Source organism: Amycolatopsis orientalis DSM 40040 = KCTC 9412, from assembly GCF_000478275.1.
Taxonomy (GTDB): domain Bacteria; phylum Actinomycetota; class Actinomycetes; order Mycobacteriales; family Pseudonocardiaceae; genus Amycolatopsis; species Amycolatopsis orientalis.
Window position 1 is genome coordinate 115,579 of record NZ_ASJB01000030.1, and the last position, 23,052, is coordinate 138,630.

At 69.1% G+C, this 23,052-nt stretch carries 13 protein-coding genes; 6 read left to right on the forward strand and 7 right to left on the reverse strand.

Going from position 1 to position 23,052, the window contains the following annotated elements; all coding sequences use genetic code 11:
• Positions 1–30 precede the first annotated feature (30 nt).
• The 3 genes from L324_RS08980 to L324_RS43245 form a co-directional block, all read right to left on the reverse strand.
• Positions 31–10,986, reverse strand: coding sequence for a calcium-binding protein (locus tag L324_RS08980; protein ID WP_037305613.1), 10,956 nt, complete (start codon positions 10,984–10,986; stop codon positions 31–33).
• Positions 10,987–11,105: 119 nt separating this feature from the next.
• A complete protein-coding gene (locus tag L324_RS40845; protein WP_051173777.1) occupies positions 11,106–11,771 on the reverse strand; it encodes a helix-turn-helix domain-containing protein in 666 nt (221 codons plus the stop codon).
• Between the two features lie 189 nt (positions 11,772–11,960).
• Positions 11,961–12,383, reverse strand: a complete 423-nt coding sequence (locus tag L324_RS43245; protein WP_175583833.1) for a hypothetical protein — start codon at positions 12,381–12,383, stop codon at positions 11,961–11,963.
• Between the two features lie 334 nt (positions 12,384–12,717).
• On the opposite strand from L324_RS43245, the gene L324_RS08995 reads away from it, so the two are divergent.
• The 4 genes from L324_RS08995 to L324_RS09010 all read left to right on the forward strand — a co-directional run bounded on the left by L324_RS08995 (position 12,718) and on the right by L324_RS09010 (position 16,166).
• A complete protein-coding gene (locus tag L324_RS08995; protein ID WP_037305614.1) occupies positions 12,718–12,990 on the forward strand; it encodes a hypothetical protein in 273 nt (90 codons plus the stop codon).
• Between the two features lie 211 nt (positions 12,991–13,201).
• Positions 13,202–14,599: a serine/threonine-protein kinase gene (locus L324_RS40850; protein ID WP_051173779.1), complete on the forward strand. Its 1,398-nt coding sequence runs from the start codon at positions 13,202–13,204 to the stop codon at positions 14,597–14,599.
• Positions 14,600–14,781: 182 nt separating this feature from the next.
• Positions 14,782–15,756 carry a helix-turn-helix domain-containing protein gene (locus L324_RS09005; protein ID WP_037305616.1) on the forward strand — a complete coding sequence of 325 codons (975 nt, stop codon included), beginning with the start codon at positions 14,782–14,784 and terminating at the stop codon, positions 15,754–15,756.
• A gap of 62 nt (positions 15,757–15,818) precedes the next feature.
• Positions 15,819–16,166: a hypothetical protein gene (locus L324_RS09010; protein WP_037305617.1), complete on the forward strand. Its 348-nt coding sequence runs from the start codon at positions 15,819–15,821 to the stop codon at positions 16,164–16,166.
• 43 nt (positions 16,167–16,209) lie between these two features.
• Here the strand turns inward: L324_RS09010 and L324_RS09015 are convergent, their stop codons facing one another.
• Positions 16,210–17,568 carry a lipase family protein gene (locus tag L324_RS09015; protein ID WP_037305619.1) on the reverse strand — a complete coding sequence of 453 codons (1,359 nt, stop codon included), beginning with the start codon at positions 17,566–17,568 and terminating at the stop codon, positions 16,210–16,212.
• A gap of 123 nt (positions 17,569–17,691) precedes the next feature.
• Here L324_RS09015 and L324_RS09020 point away from each other — a divergent pair, with 123 nt between their 5' ends.
• Entirely contained in the window at positions 17,692–18,129 is a 438-nt protein-coding gene (locus L324_RS09020) for a VOC family protein (RefSeq protein WP_037305622.1), read from the forward strand.
• A 412-nt stretch (positions 18,130–18,541) separates the two neighbouring features.
• On the opposite strand, the gene L324_RS09025 is transcribed toward L324_RS09020, so the two are convergent.
• The 3 genes from L324_RS09025 to L324_RS09035 all read right to left on the reverse strand — a co-directional run bounded on the left by L324_RS09025 (position 18,542) and on the right by L324_RS09035 (position 22,385).
• The gene (locus L324_RS09025; RefSeq protein ID WP_037305624.1) at positions 18,542–18,775 is read right to left on the reverse strand and encodes a hypothetical protein; all 234 of its coding nucleotides are present in this window, start codon (positions 18,773–18,775) and stop codon (positions 18,542–18,544) included.
• 130 nt (positions 18,776–18,905) lie between these two features.
• Entirely contained in the window at positions 18,906–21,722 is a 2,817-nt protein-coding gene (locus L324_RS09030) for an AfsR/SARP family transcriptional regulator (RefSeq protein ID WP_235783468.1), read from the reverse strand.
• A gap of 99 nt (positions 21,723–21,821) precedes the next feature.
• Positions 21,822–22,385, reverse strand: coding sequence for a TetR/AcrR family transcriptional regulator (locus L324_RS09035; protein WP_235783469.1), 564 nt, complete (start codon positions 22,383–22,385; stop codon positions 21,822–21,824).
• Between the two features lie 130 nt (positions 22,386–22,515).
• Here L324_RS09035 and L324_RS09040 point away from each other — a divergent pair, with 130 nt between their 5' ends.
• Entirely contained in the window at positions 22,516–23,052 is a 537-nt protein-coding gene (locus L324_RS09040) for a cupin domain-containing protein (RefSeq protein WP_037305629.1), read from the forward strand.

The following is a 23,052-nucleotide window of genomic DNA, read 5'->3' on the forward strand; positions in this document are numbered from 1 at the left end:
TACCGTCCCGGATCGGAAGAGCGACCGTCCTCATGGCGCGCACGCGTTGGGGTTGTCGAAGTGACCCGGGGTGGTCGGGAACGCCGGCCCCGTGCCGTGATCGTTCATATCCGGTTGATAGACCAGGGCGAGTTCGTCGTAGGCCGACGTGCCCGCCGTGGTCACGTCCCCGGCGACCTGACCGGCGCCCAGCGAGTACGCCCACCGCTGCAGGAAATCCTGATGCGTCGGGCTGTGCTGCCGGACGTCGTTGTAGCCGCCGTAGGCCGCGTTGCAGTGCGTGTAGAGGTTGTACGCACCGCCCCAGTCGAGCAGCCGGTCCCCGAGGTTCGGGCCGTTGTCGGCGACGTCGGCCTGCAGCACGTCGCGGTCCCAGCCGCCGTAGATCCAGTCGATGCCCTGGTGGTGCTGGTTGTCCGCGACGTCGGCGTTGTCGAGGTTCGTCATCTCGAACCACGAGCACGGGTCGACCGTGACCGCGTTCTTGCCGTTGCCGAACGTCTGCGGCCACGGGTTCGCGGTGCAGGTGGCCTGCCCCGGCGGGCCGTAGGCGCCCCGCGGCCGCCAGTCGAGGATGTCCGAACCCAGCGCGCCGGTGTTCGGGTCGACCGACGGGCCGGACGTCGCACCCTTGCCGCCGTCGAGGTGGTCCACGAGCGAGTCGTTGACACCCCGGTCGTTCGGGTTGGCCGGGTCGCTACCGCCCTTGCCGCCCCACAGCACGTCCGCGCCGTCGTCACCGAAGACGATGTCCCCGCCCGAATCCCCGTTGGCCAGATCGTCGCCGAAGCCGCCGTGGATCGAGTCGTGGTCGTCGCCGCCGCGGATGCGGTCGTCGCCGCCTTCGAGGTCGCCGCGGTGCGGCATCGCCGGAGCGTTGCCGGGTGCGGCGAAGGTGTCGCCGTTGACGTCGTGCTGCAGGTCGGCCTGCCGGGTGACCGAGCCGGCCAGGAAGCCCTCGTAGTGGATCGCGGGCACCTGGGGATTGTCGATCACGAACTTGTTCGACCCGTTCTGGAACACGTCCACGACGCCGCCGCGGTCACCGACCATGGCGTCTTCGCCGCCGGTGCCCCACATCCGGTCTCCGCCCAGCTCGCCGTACATGTCGTCGGCGCCGTCACCCGGAGCCGTCGTCGTGCCGGTGTCGCCGTACATCAGGTCGTCGCCGTCCTGTCCGTACTGGGTGTCCTCCCCCGCGTCACCCCACAGGTTGTCGCCGCCGGAGGCGCCGAGCGCCTCGCAGGTGGCCTGTGTGGTGGTGCAGAAGCGAGTCGGGGCACCATTGACGCCGTGGCGCACGAACGCCGCACCCTGCGGGAGGTTCTGCGGGTCGTAACGCTTCGCGTAGATCCGGTTCGTCAGCGGCAGCGAGACCTTGGTGAGGTCGTCGCCGAGCGCCACCGGCTTGCCGGTCTGGTCCACGATGTCCCGCATCGCGGTGCCGTTGTCACCGAGGATGAAGTCGGCGGCACCGTCACCGTGCACGTCGTCGGCCGTGTCGCGGAAGACCGCCAGCGAGCTGCCGCCGATCAGATCGTCCTGACCGTTCGGGGCGGAGACGTCGCCGAGGTCGTCCGACGCCGCCCCCGGCCACGCCGGCGCGGGTGGGCTGATCGCGATCCCGGCCTCCGCGAGGGTGCGGTCGCCGAACATCGTGTCGTGCCCGCCGTTGCCCTCTGCGTAGTCGTCGTGCGCGCCGCCGGACATCTGGTCGTCGCCGTCCTGGCCGAACATCACGTCGACACCGCCACCGCCGGAGAGCTGGTCCCCGCCCGCCACGGCACGGCTCGGCGCGCCGAGGAATCCGTTGCTCCACGAGAGATCCAGCAATCGCAGGGAACGTTGCGTCTCGAACGTCCCGTTGCTGCCCACACGGAGCAGGTACGGCGACGGCGGGGCGATCCGGTCGGTGATCGCGTTGTCGCCGAGTACCACGTCGTCGCCCGTGCCACCGAAGACCACGTCCGCGGTGTCCGGCTGACCTTGCGTGGTCAGCGCGGTGTCGCCGCCGTGGATCGTCGAGCTGCCACCGACGAGGTCGTCGTCGCCGGTGTTGCCTTCGATCCAGTCCCGGCCGGGGCCGCCTTCGGCGTGGTCGCCGTCGTTGCCGCCCTTGATCCGGTCGTTGCCGGACTGGCCGAGGATCGCGTCGCAGCCGTTGTCACCGGTGATGTCGTCGCCGCCGGAGGTGTTCGGCACCGGCGTGTCACCGAGGTCGTACAGCTGGATGCTGCGGTGCGTCATCGGGACCGCGCCGGGCAGGTCCGTGTCGAACCGGCCCTGGGTGATCGGGCTCTTCGGAATGCCCGCGTCCCTGGTCACCAGCGCGTTGTCACCGGTGATCACGTCCGCGTCCTCGCCACCGGAGATGGTGTCCCCGGTGTCGAGCTGACCGACGGTGCCCTGGCCGCCGCCCATCTCCACGGCGGACGAACCACCGAGGAGATCGTCCTGCCCGGAGTCGCCGAACAGTTTGTCGGCGTCCTGGTCACCCTCGACGTAGTCGTCACCGGCGTCACCGTGCACGGTGTCCGTTCCGGCCTGCGCGTAGACGACGTCCGTGGCGTTGCCACCGGAAATGGTGTCACCGCCGGAGTTCGCCGCGTTCGCGGTGAAGCCGAGGTCGAACAGCACCACGTGCCTGCCCGCCGACAGCCCGCGGCCCCGGGTGACCGGATCGCCGGTGTCGGCACCACCCGTGACGGTGATCGTGGCGTTGTCACCGGTGATCACGTCGTCGGCGTCGCCGCCGGAGATCGTGTCGCCCGCGTCCGGGTAGCCGGCCGCGTTCTTCACCGCGGGGTCGCCGGGCGTCTGGTGGCTGCCGCCGATGATGTCGTCGGCCTCGGTCTCGCCGTTCAGCGTGTCGGCACCGGGGTTTCCTTCGATACGGTCCGGATCCTTCCCGCCGGAGACGGTGTCGTTCTCCAGCCCGCCGTAGAGCGCGTCGGTGTCCATGCCGCCGCTGATGGTGTCGTCGCCGCCCAGCGTGGCGTCCGCGCTACTGGCCAGGTCGAACACCGGTCCCCCGGGCGCCGCCGGATCGCCGTTGTCGCCGATGATCGTGTCGGTGCCGCCGTCGCCGAACAGTTTGTCGGCGTCGTCGGGCTGCCCGGCCGCCCGGGTGCCGCCGACGACCACGTCACCGGACAGGCCACCGGAGATCCAATCCTTGCCGTTGTTGCCCTCGATGGTGTCGGGGTCGTCGCCACCGAACATCGTGTCGACGCCGTCGTTGCCGTACAAGGTGTCCGCGCCGGTGTCGCCGTAGACGGAGTCGTCGTCCGAGCCGCCCCAGACCTGGTCCGCGTCACGGCCGCCGTGCAGGATGTCCTTGCCCTTCTCACCGCACACGAGGTCTTCGTTCGCCTCGGCGTCGACATTGTCGTCACCGCCGCCTGCCCGCACGTTCTCGACACCGGCGCCGCCGAGCACGCGGTCGTTGCCGTCGAGCACGTCGTTCACCGTCTCGTCGACCGGGGTCGACGGGAGCGGCGCACCGGCCTTGCACGGTGTCGTCTGCTTGTCGCCGTACACGTCCGCGCCACCGTCACCGCCGATGATGTGGTCCCGGCCGAGGCCGCCGACCAGCGTCTTGTGCGACGGGCTCACCCCCTGCGGCAGCGGGGTGTGCGTGACGAAGTAGAGCGGCCCGTAGTCGTCGGTCTTCGCCGGATCCGGGAAGTCCAAAGTGGACGGCTCGGCGATGACGTAGTCGTCGTCCGGTCCGCCGTAGAGGGTGTCCGCCCCGTACCCGCCGAACAGGATGTCGTTGCCGCCGCCACCGCGGAAGTCGTCCTTCTGCGTCTTCGTCGAGTGGCCGGTGACCCGGTCCTGTCCCTTGCCGCCGAACACCTTGTCGTCACCGGAGCCGGTGTCGACGGTGTTGATCGGCCCGCCAGCCGGGCCGCCCGTGGTGTTGGCGTCGTCCGAGCCGTAGCCGTCGATGCCGGGATCGACCTTGCCCGCGGTGTAGATCTCGTCCGGCCCGGTGCCGCCGGCGAACCGGTCGCTGCCGTCACCGCCGATGAGGATCGCGCCCGGTGAGACGAAGAGCGCCTGCGGAAGGGTCGGCACGTCCTTCAGCGGATCGTCGGCCGCGACACCGAGGGTGTCGTCGCCGCCGTTGCCGAACGCGGTCGACTTGGCGAGGCCGACCTTGATCGTGTCGGCTCCGTCGCCGGTCCCGGTCCCGCCCGCCGGATCGGGCAGGATCGCCCAGTTCGGCACGGAGACGGTCGGACCGCCGGCGCCGTCCGCGATCGGGTCGCCACCGTCGCGGCCGTCGTTCTTCAGTTCCTTCAACCCGACCGAAGTCACCGGAGGCGCGCCGAGACTCGAGTCGCCCGCGACGACGTCCTCGCCGTTGCCGACGGTGATGCTGTCGACGCCCGGGCCTCCAGCGACGCGCGCCTTCGCTCCATTTTGGACATAGCTCTTCCTGTCCGCGGCGAGCACGGTGCGGTCGCCGGTGACGATGGTGTCGTCACCCTTGCCGCCATCGACCCACGAGTTGCCGATACCGGTCTTGATCTGGTCGTTCTTGTCGCCGCCGAACACGATCGCGTCGCGGTCGAACTGCGCTGTCGGCGGCGGTGGGCCGTCCTTCGCGGTGTCGAGCTTGGCGTCCCCGATGAACGTCACGCTCATCGGCTTGGCGTAGCCGCGGCCGTCCACGACCACGCGCTCGATGTTCGCGTTCCGGAACTCACGCCGGATCCCGAGCATGTCCACGGCCACGCCGGTGAACGCCGGGTTCGCCGGGTTCGCGTAGTCGTGCAGCGACGTGATCTTGACGGTGTCCTTCTCCTGCTTGTTCGATTCGTACGGGTCGCCGGCGCCACCACCGCGCTGGGCGGTGTGGCCGAGCGCGGCCGCGTACACCACGAGTGTCTTCCCGTCACCGCTGAGCCCGCCGAGTTTCGGCGGTGGTGGCGTGCAGTTCGGTGTCGCGGTGAAGTCGAGCAGTGTGACGTCGACGATCGTGAAGCTGAACGACACCGAGAACGGGCCGAACCCGACAGTCACGTAGAGCTTGAGGAAGACATAAAGGCGTCCTGAAACGGTGAACAGGCATATCGGATTGTTCAGTGCCGTTTGCAGGAACTCCGTTATCCGGAACTTCCCGTCGTGGTTGGGATCGTTCCACAGGAACGAGACCGTGAGCCCGACGCCGCCTTCGATGCCGACGGTGATGACCACGGCCGTGACCGCCGCCCCGGCTGCGAGTTCACCGGTGAACGACACCACCGGGATCGGTTTGCCGTTTTCCGTGGTGTAGAAGAACAGGCTCTGCAGGAAGGCCTGCCCCACGGTCGCGAGGTCGAGTTCGCCCGCGCGAGCCGCTTCGAACGCCTTGCGGATACCGAAGGTGTCGAAGCCCGCGACGATGCGCAGTGTCACCGACGCGGAACCGTGCAACGTGATCACCACCGGGGGCGGCGCGTACACGGGCCCGAACTGCTGACGCCAGTCGAAGCCGAGGCGCAGCGGTCCGGAGTCGAACTTGACCAGGTCCACGTCACCGCCGAGCAGGACGTTGAACAAGGACGCGGGCTTCTCGAACACGGGGAAACTGAACCCGGCCGTCGCGGCCTTGGTGGTCATCGGATTGGCCGACTCCGGGTCGTTGTTCTGGTTCTTGCCGTTGATCGCGCCGAGGATCGGGGTGAAGGCGTTGCCGCCACCGGCGTCCTTCTTCACGCTGATCAGGCTCTCGGTGTTGTCCGGCGTGACCGTGGTGTCGAGCGCCTTCTGGCCACCGAGTTCGAACGAGCCGAGCGGGATGAGACACGAGGTCGTGCAGGTCGGGAAGTGGTTGATGAAGTTGACGACCCCCGCGATGGTGTCGACGAACTTCAGGTCCGGGCCACCGGCGATCGTGCTGAAGGCCTTGCCGATGGATACGATCGTGACGTCTCCGCCGCCTGCCAGATGGGACAGGTCCGAGAGGACCGGGATCGGCGCGTACAGCGTCTTGATCACCGGGTCGAGCGGTCCGGTCACCTGCTTGATCTTGTTCACGATCGGGCCGAGGATCTTGCCGAAGATCTCGCCGCTGTCGATGGCCACCTTGTCGAAGGCCAGCGTCAGCGGGGAGTTGCCGCCGTCGGCGCTGTTGGTCCCCGGTTTGACGTTGTTCCACGCCCAGTGCAGCCGGAAGTCGGCCTGGATGCCCGGGAAGCCGGCGTCCTCCCCCGGCCGTGCCTTGAGCAGCCAGTTGATGTCCGCGCTCGCGTGCAGTTTGACGTCGGCGAGCCGGTCCAGTCCGGCGTTCTGCAGATCGGTCAGATGCAGCCTGCCGTTGGTCGGATCGTCCGGCGCCACCAGGTCGATCTTGAACGCGCCACCGAACAGCGGCAGGACTCCCGCTTCGTTCGCCGGGGCCGCCGCGTGGTTGCAGTCGTCCTGGCTCTTCTGCTTCGTGCAGTTCTCCGCGGTGATGTTGATGAACGCGAGCTGCGCGTCGATCTTCTTCGGCAGCGTGACGTTCAGTCCGACCGCGAACTCGGGTTGCGCGGAATCCTTGGTGTCGACGAAGAATCCCTCACTGCGGCTGATGCCCATGGCCAGGTGCAGCCGCCAGCCGAGCTGGACCTCCGGGCCCGCGCCGCCGTCCGCCTTCAGCGAGAAGCCGGGGATGCCCAGGTCCAGTGGCACGGTCTTCTTGAGGCATTCGTGGCCGGACGGCAGCCCGGCGCAGTTCAGCAGGTCGCCACTGAAGTCGCCCTGGCTGACGTTCAGACTGATCGTGACCGCGTCGAGGTCGTTGTACGAGCAATCGTGCGGCCGCGGGTTCTCGGGCGGGTTCTCCGGTGCCCCGCCGATCGAAGCGGTACCGACGTCGGTGAGCTTGGCGTCGGTGACGTCCGCGATCAGCTTGAAGGCGCCGCCCTCCTCGCGGAACACCAGGTACCCGGCCGCGTTGGTGACCGGCTCCCAGGCGATGTCGAGCGAGTCCGTTGTGGACAGTGCGGCCGGGCCGGTGGTGATCTGGCCGGGATCGCTCGCCTTGGCCTGTTTCTTCTCACCGTTGACGGTCACATAGGACGCGACGACGTAGCGGTAGGTCTTGTCCGCCGCCGTGGCGCCTTCGTGCAGCTTGACCGTCGGCGCGCCGACGGTGCCCAGCGGCGTCTTGCAGAGGGTGTCCACGGTGACGGTGTCCGGATTGAGGCCCGCTCCGGCGAGCTTGCCGCCGAGCTGGTCGTTGACCCAGCCGCGCACCGCGGCCATGTCGGTGAAATGACCGTTCGCGGGCAGCTGGTCCAGCGCGGTGTGGATCGCCGTGCGCAGTTTCCCGATGAAGTCCGCGCCCTGCTGGAGGTCGTCACCGAGCAACGGCAGCTTGCCACCGAAGCTGGCGGTGTTGAGGGCCTGCTCCACGAGGTTGAGGTAGCTGTCGAGGCCGTCGAGCCTGCCGAAGTCGATCAGCTTGGCCGCGAGCGCTTCCGCCAGCAAGGCCGGATCCGGTGTCTCCAGCCGCGGATGCCCGTCGATCGGCGCCCCGCCCAGGTTGAAGTAGTCGTCGACAGCGGTCGATTTGGGCAGCCGCAAGGCGAAGTTGTTCGACTTGGCGGCGTCGGTGATCACCTTGCTGTAGGTCGCGCCGCCGTCCTCGCTGATGTACAGCGGCAACTTGGCACACAAAGCCAGCGGCGTACCGCCGTCGAGACCGCAGCCGACCGCGGTGCTGCCGGCGTTGATCGTCGGTCCGACGGCGCCGAGGAAGTCGGTGAAGCTGACCGGCGCGCCGGTGCCACCGCCCTTGGCGAGGTCGATCGAGTAGGACGCCTTCGCGGTCGCCTTGTCCGCCGACTTCGGGTCGCCGAGTGAAACGCTCAACGGGCCCAAGGTGGTCGCGATGGTGGCGTTCTCCACCGTGGCGTCGAGTTTCACGCCGATCTTCGAATCGTCGAGCACCCGCAGCGCGTTCGCGTCGGCCGGGCCCGCACCGGGCTGCAGCGGGACGACCAGGCCCATCTTGACCTGACCGCCGACGCCGAGCGAGACCGAGCCGTCGCCCTGCACCCCGGCGACCCGCTGACCGCCGGTCGGCAGGCTGAAGTCGAACTGCACCGGCGTACTGGTGTGATAGGCGCGTTTCCAGTCCAGCCGGATGATCAGCGACGGCGTCCCGCCGGGCTCGGCGTATTCGAAGGTGACCGGGACGCTGTCCTTGAACCGCGTGTTGATGGTCTGGACGAGGCGCTGCAGGTTGTCGGACGGCGCCGCCTCCAGCATCGAGATCACGTCGTCCAATTCGGACCGGACCACATAGGACGTGGCCGGTGACGGCTGGCTGGCCCAGGGCCCGGCCAGCACGAGCGTGTCCGGCGTGACGCTGCCGACGACGCCCACCTGGGTGCCGGCGACGACCGTGCGGCCGACGAGCGAGGGCGGGAACGCGTTGCCCTTCTCGACGGAGCGCGCGATGTCCTTCACGGAATTCGGGCCGTAGCTCACGGTCGGGCCGGAGCCGGATTGGTCGGCCCGCAAAAGGTCCTTCAGCGAACGGCCGACGAGGGGGATCTTCGTGCCGAACACCGCGGCCCCCGACGGCGAGGCGTCGCCGAGCGACGCGTTGAGGGTCTGCAATGTCTTGAGGATGATCGAGAAGAGCGCCTTCGGGTTGGCCGGATCGAAGTCGAAGTTCGCCAGTTCGGACAGGTCGCTCGTGCTGAACTGCGGCCCGTCGGGACCGGTCGGCTTGGTCAGGTCGTTCCAGGTGAATCCCGCGTGCGCGGTGGCACCCTTCAGGAAATCACCCGTACCCGGCGCGCTGGCGTCGACACCACCCGCCCCGCGGACCCGCACCTGGAAGTCGAGCAGCGCTCCCGGATCGTGCAGCAGTTTGTCGACGACAGCGCCGAAGGTCAGGTCGCCCAGGTCCTTGAGTTTCACCTGCACCATGTGGTCGTCCGCGCCCGGTGTGCCGGCGCAGTCCGCGCCCGCGTTCGGATGGCAGACGTGTGCCGCGCCCTTCATCTGCACCTGGAGGAATCCGGCGTTGGCGAAGAGGTCGATGCCCGCGTCCATCGGGAAGTCGGCGGTGAACAGCGAGGGAGCCCCCGAGGTGCGCAGCAGCACCCGGTCCGGTCCGGTCGGTGTCGCGCCGACCAAGGTCGTGCTTCCGTCGGGGTTCTTCTGTTCGATCGGCGGGTTGTGCACGGTGGGGTTCCGCAGGTCGAGCACGAGCGTGACCGCGGCGTCGTAACTGGGCTTGACCTTCGCGGTGGCGTTGACGGCGTTGGCCTCGCCGACACCGCGGCCGCCGGTCTTCAGGTCGTTGCCGAGCTGGACGACGCCGACGTCGCCCTGCATCCCGGAGATCGTGTACGGCGCGTTGGCGGCCGGGATCACCGGCGTCCAGCCGGGTGCCTGCAGGAAGAGCGTGTTCCCGTCGTTGTTCTCGACGGTCGCTCCCGCCGCGCCGGCGACGACGCGCCGTCCCGCGAACTCCCCCGGCTTCCAGGTCTGGTTCTCGTCCTTGAGGGTGGTCTGCGTGTAGCTCGTCTTGGCCGGGGCGCCCGCCGGTCCGGACGCCGCCGCCGCGGCCGCGTTGAGGTCCACGGCCGTCGCCGGTGCCTTGCGGGACAACGTGATCTTGAAGTCGAGCTTGGTCGAGCCCGGCGGGAGGTGGACGTCGGAGATGCCGATCTTGCCGCCGCCGGGCAGGTTCGCCGCGGTGTTGAGTTTGTCGAGCATCTGCTGCAGCGACGCGAACAGCGGTTCGCCCGCCTGTGTCGGGTCCGCCGCGGTCTTCGTGTTGTCCTGCAGGAACTTCTTGATCGACTCGTTGAGCTGGATCGCGTCGGCGAGGGTGCCCTTGAGGAACGGCAGGTCGAGGTTGCCGATCGGGTTCGCCGCGTCGCCCCACTTCGCGCGCTGCATCGAGGTCAGCGTCGTCGCCAGTTGCGCGAGGCCGGTGGCCAGGTCACGCGGGGTCATGTTGAGGAACGGGCCGACGGTGCCGATGCCCTCCGGCGTGATCTGCGGGGATCCGGTGGCGATGTCCGGCCAGCCGATGCCGATCTTGGCGTCGACCGCGGGCAGCGCCAGCGAGAAGGAGGCGGCCGGCGCCGCCGCGAGGTGCAGGGAACCGTTCAGCGACCCCGCCGGGCTGGCGAAGCCGAAGCTGACGAGACCGGCAAGCGAACCGTTCTGGGCCAGCTCCCCCGCGGTGCCGTCGTTGTTGAGGAACGCCAGCCGCCCATCGTTGTCCGGGTCGTTGATCGTGGCGGCGAAATGCGCCTTGAGATCCAGCGAGGTGTCCGTCTCGACGAGTTTCACCCCGAGGACACCGATGGCCGCGTTGACGGCCTTGATGGCGTTCGCGTCGGGGAAGTCCGCCGAAGCGTCGACGGTCAGCGACGGCGTCGTACCGTCGTTGAGGATGTAGGCCTTGTCGTGCGCCTTGTCCCAGATCAGGGTCAGCTTCACCGTGGTGCCGACGGTGAGCCGCACTCCGCCGGTGGAGGAGAACGCGGACTGCGGGGCGTTGCTGCCCTCGCCGAGTGGGACCGGGATGTTCAGCGCCTGGTTCTGCAGTACGCGGGACACGGTCAGGGTGAGGTCGAGTTTCTTGTCCTCCCCGACGGTGCTCAGGGTGGTCTTGAGCGTCCCCGCCCGGTCGGCCGACAGCGTGATCGGCTGGTCGATGTCCAGGTCGGCGTCGTCGACCGCGGCGGACAGCTTCTTGGTGCCCGCGTTGAACGCCTCCTGGGCCAGGGTGTCGAACCCGAGCGCGGCGCCGGGGCTGGTCTGCACGGCGGGCAAGGCCTTGGCCAGCTGCCCGATCGCGCCGAGCCCCTTGCTCCAGGTCGCGAAGCTGTTCGACGGCCCGGCCAACGCGTTGACCAGCGTGCCGACACCCGGGCTCGCCGCGCGCGCCGGTGGCGGGGTGACCACCACGCCCATCCCGAGCGAGACGACGAACGCCGTCGTCAGCGCGAGCCACCTGGAGCCGGCACGTGAGCCCATCGGGCACCTCCCCGTACACGGGCGCGCGACGACGCGCCGTTCACTCGGAGAAGGCTGACCAGTTGTGAAATCCACGTGAAGAGGTCGGTCCACTCAGCGGACTGGTGACTTCCCGGCCATCAGTGCACGGATTCGGCCAACTCGTGACCGGCTTCCAGCGCGGCGGCGTCGACCAGCTGCCGCATCAGCTGGAGATCACTCGCCGGGGTGGTCAGCAAACCGATCGCGGCCACGGCCCGGCCTTCCGGGCACCGGATCGGCGCGGCCGCACCACGGGCGGCGCCGCCGAGGAGCACCCCGGCCACCGCGGCCGAGGACGGCAGCATCGTGCCCGGCGAGACCGCGGGCACTCTCGCGGAATGCCCCGAGACCGCCGCGACGACCACGACCTCGGACCCCGCCAGCACGCAGACCACGACGTCGGCCCTGGTCAGTTTCGCCAGCCGGATCGCCGGTCTCCCCACCGCGGCGCGGATCCTCGCGTGCAACCGCCCACGCCCCTGGACCAGCCTGCCCGCCAGGGGCCCGACGACGTAACCGCGGAACAGCCGCTCGACCGCGCCGATCCCGCACATCTGCTCGAGCAGCCGGTGGGCCGTCGACTTGGGCAGGCCAGCCCGCTGAGCCGCCTCTGTGAGGCCAAGACCCGCACCGGCGTCGGCCGCGGCGAGCACCTCCAGCAACGCGAACGCACCCTCGAGCACCGAGCGGCCGGGCACGCGCGTCATGCCCATCGGCATGCCTCCGCCGGTGCCGGCCACCCCGCTCAGATCGTCCGTAAGCATCAGTGTCCTCCACCGCGGTCGCACTCACCGAACGGCTCTTCGTGCCTGGGTTGTCGTCCGCTCCCGACCGGCCGTTACGGCGAACGGCCCTATCGATACCTCCTCGAGAAGCGGCTCGGGCCGTCGGGTTCAGGGCGGGGGCGCACCGCTGCGAGCGGACCCCGTCCAGCAGGTGCGGACGCCGGGGTCTCAGTGCGGGGTGGCGACCAGCAGGACACTGACCACGACGGCGCATACCAAGGTCAGAGCGGCACCGATGATCAGGAGACGGGCCCCGTTTCGGGCTCGTAATGCTTTGCGCTCGGGCGGGCGGATAGCCGCGTGCGTGGAGTCGGGATCCGGCGAGGTCGTGTCTCCCGCGGCAGCCGGGGCGGGAATGGGATCCGTGGCGGTGGTTCCGATGATGAGGCGGTCGTATGCCTGTATCCACTCCGGCAACCGGTGCCGCTCGCCGCAGGCGCGGACGAACGCCACCACCAACTCCGGGCGGGGCAGGGTTTGTCTTCGCAGGACGTCGGCGACCGTGCTGCGGGCCAAGACGTCGCCATTCGCCGCGGCCCGATCCTCCAGCTGCCGGAGCGTGAGCCCTGATCGGACTTTCAGCGCTCGCATCGCCGTCACGAACTCGGCGGCATTACCTACGGCAGCCGGCTGGAGGTGTTCTCTTTCCACTCGATCAGAAGTACAGCTCGGAGTCGAGTGAGGCAAGGCGTTGTCCGGGCGCCCGGACAACGTGCCGGACAGGGCCGCTGACCAGGCAGTACAAATCCGGACAGTCCGGGACAGCGGGTTTGTATTGCCCAGGGATCCGGACCGGCGAAAAACTTCGGCCGACCATCACGACGCTCGGCTTTCGAACGAGCGCATTCAAGAATCGCCTCGGAAAACGTCCTGACCCGCGAGGTGAGGACGGTTCCATAACGGACCACGACGGATCGGAGAAACCATGACGGGCAAGCGAGTCGCAGCCGGGCTGGTGGCGGCGACGGCGGCGATCGGCCTGGCACTCGGCGCGGGCACGGCGAGCGCCGACACCAGCGCCGCGAACACCGGTGACGCGCCGGTCGTAGCGGCGGGGACTTGGCACTACTTCAACGAGTACCGGACCGCGGACGCCTGCCTCACCACCGGAGACCGGGGGTTGGGCGAGGGCCGCTGGCAGGCGTTCCGGTGCCCGAGGAAGTCGACCGGCACCTACCTGCTCTACGTCTGGTACTGACCGGACGCACGGCAGCGGCGGGAACCACCTCCGGCCTCGGGGGAGGTTCCCGCCATCAGTGGGATCCTGCCGCGATATCCGATGTCCGGACCGCGTGGCGCGCGTTCGCCGGCGCTACGGCAGGTCCCGGATTTCCCCGGGCACGAGGGAACCCACACGAGTGCCGCTCCCCCTAAGCTGCGCGACGAGTTCGGCGGCAGAAGGGCGCGGGATGACGAACGAAGTGCTCCAGGACCGGTACGTCTTGGTCCGGGAGCTCGGCCGCGGCGCGATGGGGGTCGTGTGGCTCGCCCACGACCAGGTCCTGGAACGTCAGGTCGCGATCAAACAGCTCCACACGCTCGATGGTGGTCACGTCGCGTCCCTGCGCTTCATCCGCGAAGCACGACTCGCGGGCCAGCTCAGCCACCCCAACATCGTCACCGTGTACGACGTTTTCCATCACGACGGCGTCTCGCACGTCGTGATGGAACTGTTGGACGGCACCGATCTCGCCGAACACGTCGAACAGGTCGGTCCGCTGCCCACGCACCGCGTCGCCCGGATCGGGCTTGACCTGCTCTCGGCATTGACCGCCGCCCACGCCGCCGGGATCGTCCACCGGGACGTCAAGCCCGCCAACGTGGTGCTTACCTCGGACTCGGCGAAGCTGACCGATTTCGGCATCGCCCACTCGGCGGATGACACCCGGCTGACCGGCACCGGTCTGCTGATCGGCTCGCCCGCCTACATGGCACCCGAACGCCTCAACGGCGATGACGCCACGTCCGCATCCGACCTGTGGGCGCTCGGCGCCACCCTGTTCTACGCGGCGGAAGGACGGCAGGCGTTCCAGCGAGCGAACCTCGAAGCCACCATGGCCGCCGTTCTCACCGAGAAACCCGTCCTCGACCGCACCCGAGGGCCTCTCGCCGATGTCATCACCGGCCTGCTCGCCCCAGCGAAGAACCGGCTGGACGCCGAGTCCGTGCGCCCTCTCCTCGAGCACGCTCGTGACGGCCATGTCGTTGAACGCCGACGTCGGCGTCGGGCACCCGTGCTCAGGATCGCCACGATCACCGCCATCGCGGTAGTGGTCGTCGCGGTCGCGGTCTTGTGGCCCAGAGGCGATGACCAGCGGACCGCCGCACCTGACCCCACGACACCACCCGCATCGGCCACGAAGTCCTCGACACCACCGACCGTCCAGCCTCCCTGCCCCATCGACCGGATCGAGATCTCCGGATCGGCCGGTCAACGGCCCAGCATCACCATTCCTCGCGACTGCGCGCCGCCCGCCTCGCTTGCTGTCAACGACATCACCACGGGCAAACGCGGCAACCCGGTTCCTGAACACGATGACGACCAGCTCCAGCTCAACATCAGAACCGAAGCGCTGTCCTGGTCCGGCAAACTGGTCTGGTCCACCTGGAACTTACAGACCGCACCCCAGATCTTGCGGGGTCACCGCGCCGGTGATGGCCTCGCCGGGATGCGACCCGGTGGCCGGCGCACGATCGTCGTCCCACCCCACCACCCGTACTGGTCCACCCTGCACAACTCCCCGCCGGACACCTCGACCTGGCCCGCTGACGACACCGTCGTCGTGGTCGTCGACCTCATCGACTGAACGGCCGCACAGGCACTCTGTCGATCAGCCTGTCCGGTGGAACTTCGTCGAAATATGCTCCATCCGCGTGGCCGTTCCCGAGAGCCGCCGCGTTTCCCCTCCGACAGGAGGAGGCTGCTCGCCGTACTGGTGGCGGCCGGGCCCCGGATCGCCGACGTTCTTCTGTGCCTAGGAGACATGAGATGGCCGCCCCGTCCCAGCCCGTGCTGTTCGAGACCCGCGATCACGAGCGCTGGGGTGAGTACATCAGCGGCGCCTACGGCAGCAGTATCCGGCTGGGCAGCCCCAAGGACGGTCATCTGCTCCGCCACACCCGGCTGGCGGTGGACACGTTCGCCATCGACACCGTGCAGACCATCGACATGACCTACTCCGTGGAGTCCTTGCCGACGTTGATGATCAGCCGCCACCGCACCGCGGCCTTCGAATACCGGTCCGAGGGCGCCGAGCACCGCTTCGGTCCCGGTGAGATGTTCCTCCTCTCCAGGAGTGAGGTCGGCACTCCGTACTGGCTGCGGACACCCCAAGGCGGCCTCCAGGGCATCTCCGTCCCGTTCCCGGTACTGGGCCAGGTCGCCGCCACCGCCGAAACCCGCCGCCCCGCCCCGCTGCTGTTCACCGATCTCCGTCCCGGTACCCGGGCCGCCGCCCGGCAGCTGGCCGCGACCATCGACTACCTCGAAGCCAGTCTGCGCGACCGGCCCCACATCATGGCCGAACCCCTCGTGGCCGGTGCGGCCGGGCGGATGCTGGCGGCGACGGTCCTGCACACCTTCCCGAACACGGCACTGTTCGAGCCCACCATCGAAGACCGCCACGACGCGCACTCGGCCACCCTGCGGCGGGCGATGGCGTTCATCGACGACAACGCCCACCACGACATCAACGCCGCCGACATCGCCGCCGCCGCGCACGTCTCCCTCCGCGCCCTGCAATACGCCTTCCGGCGCCACCGCGACACCACGCCCATGGGATACCTCCGCCAAGCACGCCTCCACCAAGCGCATCGGGAACTGCTGGCCGCCAGTCCCGTCGGCGTCACCGTCACCGAGATCGCCGCCCGCTGGGGCTTCTTCCACCCCGGTCGCTTCGCGGCCTATTACCGCGCCGTCTACGCCTGCCCGCCCTACCAGACCCTGCGACGAGAGGGACGCTGACCGAGAGCCCGGTGTGGCGGCCGATCTTGAACAGTCCTGAGACCGAGATGCAGGATGTCCCTATGGAACACCTTCCGGACGAGCCGATCACACTGCGAATGCCTGCCGGGGTTTGGGCGGGCATCGACGCCGGGATCGACAACGTCGTGTCGCTCGTCGCCGAAGACGGTGACGAGGACGCTGTCCGCGTCGGAGAGAGCATCAGGAAGGCGGGCTGGGACCAAGTTCCTTGGGTGGAGGAAAACTGGCCGCCGCTGGACCAGGTCATCGCCATCCGGTTGACGCGGGCGCAATGGCGGTTCGCCGCCGATGACGCCCGCGAAAGCATCCCGGTGCACGAAAAACTCCACGACGCGAAGTCGGCCCAGCTGTGCCGGGACGCTGTCGCGCTGATCGAGACCGTGCTCTGACGGCCACATCGATGATGTAGGCCGAACCCCGAGGCCAGACCGGTTACCGCCGTGGCCGGCGGTCTCCGGTGAACCCCTGTGGGCGAAACTCGAGGAAGGCGGCGGAGCCGAGTCCGAGAGACTCCGCGAGCGCCTGCATCCGCGCGGGTTGCGTCGAGGTACCCCAGTTCCCGGTGTCCACTCGATGATGGATGGTCTCCACCGCGGCCACCAGTTCGGCGGTGGTGAAGGTGCAGTGTCCCGGATGGGCGGTGTAGGACTGGCGCAGCAGCCCGCCGGCACCCGCCATACGGACGTCTTCGGCGTACTCGTCCTCGTGTTCGACCGGGACGAGATTGTCGTCGGTGGTGTGCATCGTGAGCACGGGGATCGCCAACCGTCCATTCAGGACTGAAGTCGAGGCCATCCAGCGCGAAGCCGCCTGATCCGCCGTCACATCGGCGGTGCGGGTCAGCATGGCGAGGTCACCGTTCAGGTCGGCGCCCGCCTGCCGGTAGAGATCCGACACGAAACCGAGCCTGCCGGACTCCGCGAGCAGCCCCCGATAGTCCACTCCGGTGTTCCACGAGGGATTCCCGCCGGCGGTCTGCTCGATGTCGTACCGCGCGGGCAGGATGAAGGGCAGGATGGAGCGGAGATTGCGATATTGGCCCGCCTGCCGCGCCTGCCGATCGTCCGGCGACGGGTTCGGCTGTCCTGGGACCCATCCGGGTTCGAGGAAGAGCGAGGTGATCAGGGCGACCCGCGCCCGGCCTTCCGCCGTGGTCTGGGCCTGATCCAGCGCGTCGACCATCCGCTGCGCGGTCGCCGTCGCCTCGGCGGCGTTCTCGAAGCGGGCCAGTTTCAGCGATTGTCCGCGGAGCAGCAATCCGGCCACGGCGTGCGCGCCGTCGAGCTGGTAGTTGAGCAGATCGACGCCGCCGCCCATCAGACCGCAGGTGGCCACGGCGCCGTCGAGTCGCCCGCCCGGGAACTCGGCGAGTTCACCGGTGACCAGTCCTCCCATCGAACTGCCGACCGCGATCGCGTGGCGTGGAGCGCCCGTCAGTCCGGTCACCGCGCGCAACGTGTCCCGCTGGTCCCGCGCCGCGGTGCCGAGAGCCCATCCGGCACGCGAGTACGACGAACCCGCCAAGGCGTAGCCTCGCGCGAGAAGCGCCTCGGCGGTGGCCGGATCCGGCGCGTTTCGCGGCGGGTTCGCCGGACTCGGGTCGTAACCGTGGCTGTAGAGCAGAATCGTGCCGTTCCAGGGTGCCGGGACATCGGCGATCCACGTCGTGCCGTTCGGCAGGACACCGGAATGACGGGTCGTGGCCGGGGTTTGCGCCGCCGCACTGCCCGGCGCGACCAAGGCCGCCGTCACGATCATCGCGGCCACCAGGACATTCCGCATGCCAGCCATTGCCGTCACCTTCCGCGGGCCAACCGATCGGATCCGACATTAGGCAGTACCGTGACGAGCGTCAAGACTGTGCACGACTTCGGCATCCGGAGATTGTCGGTCCGGCTCGGTAGCATGCGACGCATGCCCATCAAACTCGAGAATGTCGCCATCGCCGTTCGCGACCTCGAAGCGACGATCGCCTTTTTCACCGACCTCGGTCTCACGGTCATCGGCCGCGACACGGTCAGTGGCGAGTGGACCGACACCGCCGTCGGCCTTGACGACAACCACGCCAAAATCGCCATGCTCCAGACGCCGGACGGCAACGGCCGCCTCGAACTCTTCGAGTACATCCACCCGAAGGCGATCGAGACCGACCCCACCCAGCCCAACGAGATCGGCATGCACCGCGTCGCGTTCTCGGTCGACGACATCGACAAAGCCCTTGAGATAGCAGCGAAACACGGCTGCCATCCGCTTCGTGGCGTGGCGACCTATGAGGACATCTACAAGCTCACCTACGTCCGCGGTCCCAGCGGCATCATCGTGATGTTCGCCGAGGCGCTGAAGAAGGACTGACGTTTTCCTTCCGGTGCGGCCGCTTCCGAGAGCCCTCTCGTCCGACTCCGCGCCGAGCGATCAGCGGAACCGCCAGGACGCTCAGCGCGATCACGACCAGGATCGTGATCCCGAGAACGTTCGCCGGTACCAAGGGCCTGATCAGGAACACCATGACGAGCATCCAGCCCGCCAGAGTGACACTCTCGAGAACGAGCGACCGCCACCTCCGTCTCACCCGCGGCCGCACCGACACGCCGATGACGACCATCGCGGCACCCACCGCTCCCCACCACCAGTGATCCCCCATGGCCCCGTTCCCCGCTCGTGCCGACGGTCACGAAGGAAGTACCCGGATCGGCGCCCGGCTACTCCTGACGCCGGGACGACCTGCCCTCTGACGCGGTACGGAACGCGGCCGGCTTTCGTGGCGTCACTCGTCGCCCGAGCGGTAGTGCCGACGGTGTTCCTCGGTCTCCTCGCGCGGCGACTTCATCGGCGGACGTCCGTGGACAAGGTCGTGCTCCGTGTAGTCCGCGCGCCGGGACGCCCAGCCCGGCAACAGGAACTTCCGTGTCCCGCCGCGGCCGCGATCACGCAGATCGATGACCACGGCGAGGCCGATGACCCCAACGAGCACGCCGAGCCCTACCCAGATTCCGACCATGTCCGCTCCCCGTAGAAGAACTCGCTGCCAGTGAGGTGATCCACCACGTCCACCCGTGTCCCGTGGACGGTGGGCGACCGGGCATCAGGATCACCGCGGAGCCGGGAGAGAACCTTGAAAAATCCTTGAATCAGCAGGTGGGGCCTGGCTGTCGAGCCGCGCTGAGCAGCGCGCGCACGTCATCGGCTTCGGGTGCGCGAAGCTCGGTGTACGCGGCGAGGGCGGCCTCCAGATGCGGCCTTGCCTCGACGTGGTTCCCACTGGCGTGGTGGGTTTTGCCGATGCCATGGTGGGCTCTGGCGCGTTCGTGCAGGTGACCGATTCGCTGCGCGAGGGAGTGTGCGTCCTCGTACAGTTCGATCGCCTCGGCACCGGTTTTCGTGGCGGCGAACTCGTTGAGGGTGGCGACTTCGACGTTGGTGTTCCCACCGGCACGGGCGAACTCGAGGGCTCGCTGGAAGTGCCAGGTGGCCTTGTCGTCCTGCCCCAGGCCCGCGTAGGCGCTGCCCAGCGCGGCCAGCACCGGTGCGCCGAGACCGGCTGAACCGAGGTCCTGCGCGATTCCGCCGCTCTGCTCCAAGAAGCCGATCGCGGCCTGATGGTGCCCGCACCAGCTGTAATGCTCGCCGAGGTTGCACAGCGCGATACCTTCCAGCAGCGCATGGCCGGTGCGGCGGGCGGCGGCGAGAGCGAGCTTGTACTGCTTCCGGGCGGCCTTCCGCCGGCCGCGCATGTCATCCACCGACGCGAGACCGTTGCGGACCATGCTTTCGAGGAGGTCATCCCGCCGGTCAAGGGCGATGGACAGGGCCTGCTCCAAATGACCGGCGGCCTCGTCGTAGCGGCCGAGCCGGAACAGGGCCATGCCGACGGCCTGACCGGCGAAGCCCTGTTCCGCCGTGCCGGGACGGGTCAGTGCGAGAGCGGTCGTGTGGAGGATGAGCGCATCGTGGTAGTGCGCCGCTACGTCCAGATATCGCCAGAGAATCGCGGACAGCCGGATCACCTGCCCTGCCATGCTTGTGTCCGCCGCGTCGGCCAGCGCCAGCATGGTTGCGCGTTCGGTGTCGAGCCACGCACGCGCGTCCTCGTGGTCGGCGAAGTCCGGCTGTGGCCCGGCCGAACGTGCTGCCCGCGGCCGGAGGTAGGGCTCGTGGGGTGACAGCCGGTCCATGGCGGCCGATGCCCGGCTCAGGTAGTGCTCGAACAGCCGGGTCGACGCGGCCAGGCGGTCGGCGGGGGCGTCGGTCTCGGCGAGGAGTTCGGCGGCGTAAAGCTTGACGAGGTCGTGCATCCGGAAGCGGCCCGGCGGATTCTCTTCCAGGAGATTGGCGGCACACAGGGCACGCAGCGGCCGAGGGTCCGAGAAGAGGGCGGCCGCGGCCGCTCGGTCGATGCCACCATCGGGCACGAGTCCGAGCAGGCGGAACGCGGACGCGCACTGGCTGTCGAGGGAACGGTAGGAGGCGGAGAACACCGCGCGCACGCTCGCGGACAGCTCCCCGGTGTCCAGCGCGTCCAGCCGGCTTTCGCGCAGTTCGGCGGCCACCGAGGACAGCCGCCTGCCCGGCTGGGCGGCGATCCGGGCGGCGGCGATCGCGAGCGCCAGGGACAAGCCACCACACTGGCGCAGGATCTCCTGTCCTGCTTCGGGTTCCTCGATCAGGCCCGCCGCGCCCACCTTGTGCTCGAGCAGCTCCCGCGCCTGACGCTCGTCGAGGGTTCGCAGCGGCAGCGCGCTCGCGCCATGGGTGGTCAGCAGCCCGCCGAACCCATGACGGCTCGTGACGAGCACCGAACAGGAAGATCCGCCCGGGAGCAACGGGACGACGTGGTCTGTGTCCCGGGCGTTGTCGAGCAGCACGAGCAGCCGTCGCTGGGCGGTCAGGCTCCGGTACAGCGCCGCCAGCTCGTCCGGCTCGGACGGAATCGACGTCCCGGAAACGCCCAGCGCGCCGAGGAAACCGCGGAGTACGCGGACCGCGGGCACAGGTTCGTGGGCCGGGTCGAAGCCCCGGAGATCACCGTAGAGCTGGCCGTCGGGGAACCGGGTCACGTTGTCGGTCGCCCACCGCACCGCGAGCCACGTCTTCCCGAGACCGCCCGCGCCGGAGATCACCGCGACCGCGCCCCGGGCGGCGAGCATCCGGTCGAGCGCCGCCAGCTCCTCCGCGCGTCCGACGAAGGAAGGAGGCGCGGCCGGCAGCTGCCGAGGGGCCGTCCGGTCGCCATCCGGCCCGGCGCCGGTCAGGATTCGTTGGTGCAGCGCGCGTAACCGGGGTCCCGGGTCGGTACCGAGCTCCTCCGCCAGGTGTGACCGGAACGTTTCGTATTCCCGCAGCGCGTCGGCCGGATGTCCGTCGAGGTACAGCGCCTCGATCCGCTGCGCCGCCGCGCGTTCACCGGCCACGCCGTCGGATGGCGGCTCGGCCAGCACGGCGGCGTGGGCACCGATCCGCAGCCGACGGTCATTGCGGTCCAGCACGGCCGCTTCGTGTTTGTACTCCAGCTCGCCGCGAACGCCGTCCGCCCATTCGGACTCCAGCTCGCCCAGCGGCCTCCCCCGCCACAACGCCAACGCCTCTTCGTACAGCGCGAGCGCGACGTCGTCTTCCGCCGTCGTCCGCGCGCGCTCGAGCAAGCTCTCGAAGCGGTGAACGTCCACCGCCTGCGGCTCGGCGAGGAGGACGTAGCCACCGCGGTCACGCTCGATCGTCACGCCGTCCACCGGGGCCAACGACCGCCGCAGCCGGGACACGTAGCCGTACAGCGCGTTCCTCGGCTGCGCGGGCGGCCGCTCCCCCCACACGCGGTCGACCAGCGTCTCGACCGGTACCACCCGTGCGACGTCGAGTAGCAGCGCCGCCAGAACGTCACGTTGACGCGCATGCCCGACATCGAGCCGGACCCCGTCGGCCACCACCTCGACCGACCCCAGCACCCCCATTTCCAGCACGGCCTCTGCCCTCCTCGTCTTCAGGGGTAGCGGATCGCCGTCACTCGGACAAGGCCCATGTCCCCGGCGCACCGTGACGAGACCGAACGATCAGACCCGGGAGGCAAGGAAGATCGCGGCCGCTTCGTCGGCGAGTACCGCCGGTTCCGGGGCGTCCGGATCGGTTTGCGCCAGGTGCAGGAGACCGAGAATGGCCGCGTAGGCGACTCGCGCCCGCGATGCCGCGCGGTCGGGTGACAGGCCGAGTTCCCGATAGGTCCGGGTCAGCAGGTCCAGCCGGGCTCGATTCACCTGGCCGATCGCCTCCTTGACCCGTGGGTCGTTGCGGTCACCGAGCAGGCTCAGGTGCACCGACGGCGCGAGTGGCTGGACGGCTTGCACGACAACGGTGAGCAGCTCGCGCAGCCGCTGCGCGGGATCCGCGATCGCGGCGAAGCGGGCGAGTCCTGCTTCGCCGTGGCTTCTCCCCCATTCCGAGAGTGCCGCCGTGATCAGCTCGTCCCGGTTCCGGTAGTGCGCGTAGAAACTCCCCTTGGTCACGCCGAGCGTCCGCGCCAGCGGTTCGACCGCGACCGCGGCCAGTCCGCCTTCCGCGATCGCGTTCAACGCCGCCCTGGCCCAGTCCCCGGCGGACAGCCGGGTCGCCTCACTCATCACGCACCGCAGGATACGGCACCGTATTGACGGTGCGCCCGACGCGAGAATACGCTGCCGTATGGATACGCAAGCGTATTAATACGGTCCAGTATCAAGGAGGCTCCGATGCACCAGAGCATTCGGCGGGGTGGTCACCGGACATGACGCCGCGGGCAGGGCTCGCGTCGTGGACGACCGCGCCGTCGAGCCCATCACGTCCGAGCTGATGCCGGGCTGTGCGGCGTACCGGTTGTGGGGTCGCGATGAGCGGCCGACGTTCCCGGACGACGGCTCGCCGCGGTCCGCTGAGGCCTACTACCCGCCACCGGACGGTTCGCGCTTCATGGTCAACACGATCGCGCCGGGCGAACTGGTTCCCTCCCCCGGCCTTGATCAGGCCGCCGCCTTGAACGAGCTGGAGAAGCTGATGCCGGGCGCGATGGCGGCGATGGAACCCGGCTCGGCGGGGAGGCACACCACCGACAGCATCGACTACGTCCTGGTGGTCTCGGGCGAGATCACGCTCGAACTCGACGACGGGGAACAGCGGCTTCTGCGGGAGGGCGACGTGGTCGTCCAGAACGGCACGCGGCACGCCTGGCGTAACCACGGGACCGAGCCCTGCATGATCGCCGGTGTCGCCATCGGCGCCGATCGCATTCTGTCTGCCCGGGTCCAGGACTGA